Origin of the sequence: Streptomyces sp. NRRL B-24085, from assembly GCF_001282115.1 — a bacterium.
Classification (GTDB): Bacteria; Actinomycetota; Actinomycetes; order Streptomycetales; family Streptomycetaceae; genus Streptomyces.
Genome location: NZ_LJBR01000563.1, coordinates 1 through 1,418, shown reverse-complemented (window position 1 = coordinate 1,418; position 1,418 = coordinate 1). Strand labels below are relative to the sequence as shown.

At 73.3% G+C, this 1,418-nt stretch carries 1 protein-coding gene and 1 pseudogene; one reads left to right on the top strand and one right to left on the bottom strand.

Annotated elements, in window-relative coordinates; genetic code table 11:
• A pseudogene (locus AOJ26_RS39515) lies at positions 1 to 210 on the bottom strand (hypothetical protein); the annotation flags it as partial.
• Between the two features lie 40 nt (positions 211 to 250).
• Between AOJ26_RS39515 and AOJ26_RS39510 the strand changes: the two are divergent.
• Positions 251 to 1,201 (top strand): helix-turn-helix transcriptional regulator, encoded by a 951-nt coding sequence (locus AOJ26_RS39510; protein WP_053853166.1) that lies wholly within the window; start codon positions 251 to 253, stop codon positions 1,199 to 1,201.
• Positions 1,202 to 1,418: the final 217 nt, after the last annotated feature.

Genomic DNA, 1,418 nt, shown 5'->3' with positions numbered 1-1,418 from the left:
GCCGGTGTCCCCGCCCCGGTGCAGCACGACGAAGGTCGCGGGCGGGGTGCCGTCCGGCTCCGGCAGCAGCTCCGGGAGGATCTCGTACGCCGCCTCCTCGATGTCGGGCGTGATGCCGGCCGGATCGTCGGTGACGTGGTAGCGCTTGACGTGCCGGCCGGCGACCTGGATCGGCGGTGGCACGGTCAGCAGCTTCTCGGTGAAAGCCATGTCCGGGACGCTAGGCCCGCTCCACTGACATCCTGTGTCAGTGAAGGCCGGCCGACTCGTCTCGATCCTCCTCCTGCTCCAGACCCGGGGCCGGATGACCGCCGCCCAGCTCGCCGAGGAGCTGGAAGTGTCCGTGCGCACGGTCTACCGGGACGTCGAGGCGCTGGGCGCGGCCGGAGTCCCGCTGTACGGCGACGCGGGCCACGCCGGCGGTTACCGCCTGCTCGACGGCTACCGCACGCGACTGACCGGGCTCACCCGGGACGAGGAGGAGGCCCTGTTCCTGGCCGGCGCCCCCGGACCGGCCGCCGAACTCGGCCTCGGCCCGGTCCTCGCCGCCGCCCAGACCAAGGTGCGGGCCGCGCTGCCGGCGGAACTGCGGGCCCACGCGGACCGGATCAGCGGACGCTTCCACCTCGACGCGCCCGGCTGGTACGCGCAGGCCGAGGAGGCCCCGTACCTGCCGCAGGTGGCGGAGGCGGTGTGGAACAGCAGGGTGCTGCGGGTGGTGTACCGCCGCTGGGCCGAACCGACCGACGTGGAGCGGCGGTTGGAGCCATACGGGCTGGTGCTGAAGGCGGGGCGCTGGTACGTCGTCGCGGGGCCGGGCCCGCGCACCTTCCGTGTGGACCAGATCCTCGAACTGGACTCCACACAGGAGGAGTTCAGCCGCCCCGAGGGCTTCGACCTGGCCGCCTACTGGACGTCCTACCAGCGGGACTTCCACGACCGGCTGTACCGGCAGGAGGCGATCGTGCGGATGGCGCCGGGCGTACGGCTGCCCAGAGCGGTCCACGACCGCGTCGACCCCGACGGCTGGACCGTCGCCCGGGTCGCCGTCGAGTCCCTCGGGCACGCGCAGGGCGAGTTCCTGCGCCTGGGCACCGGGATCGAGGTACTGGAACCCCCCGAACTGCGCGAACGCATGGCACGAACGATCGCCGAACTGGCCGGAAGATACGGCAACCCGGCTCCTCCGTGCGGCGACTGAGGGATGGAACCCGTCCGTCCCCCACTGCTTCGGAGGTTCACTCGTGCAGCACCCCCACCCGCACCGCAGACGCCGCGTCCTCCTCCCGGCGGTCACCGGCGCGACCGCCCTCGTGGCCGCGGGACTCACCGTCCTGAGCCCCGGCTCCGCCGAGGCCGCCACCGCCCGCCAGGTCGAGAAGCTCGACCGGGGCGTGGTCAGCGTGCACACCGCCGGC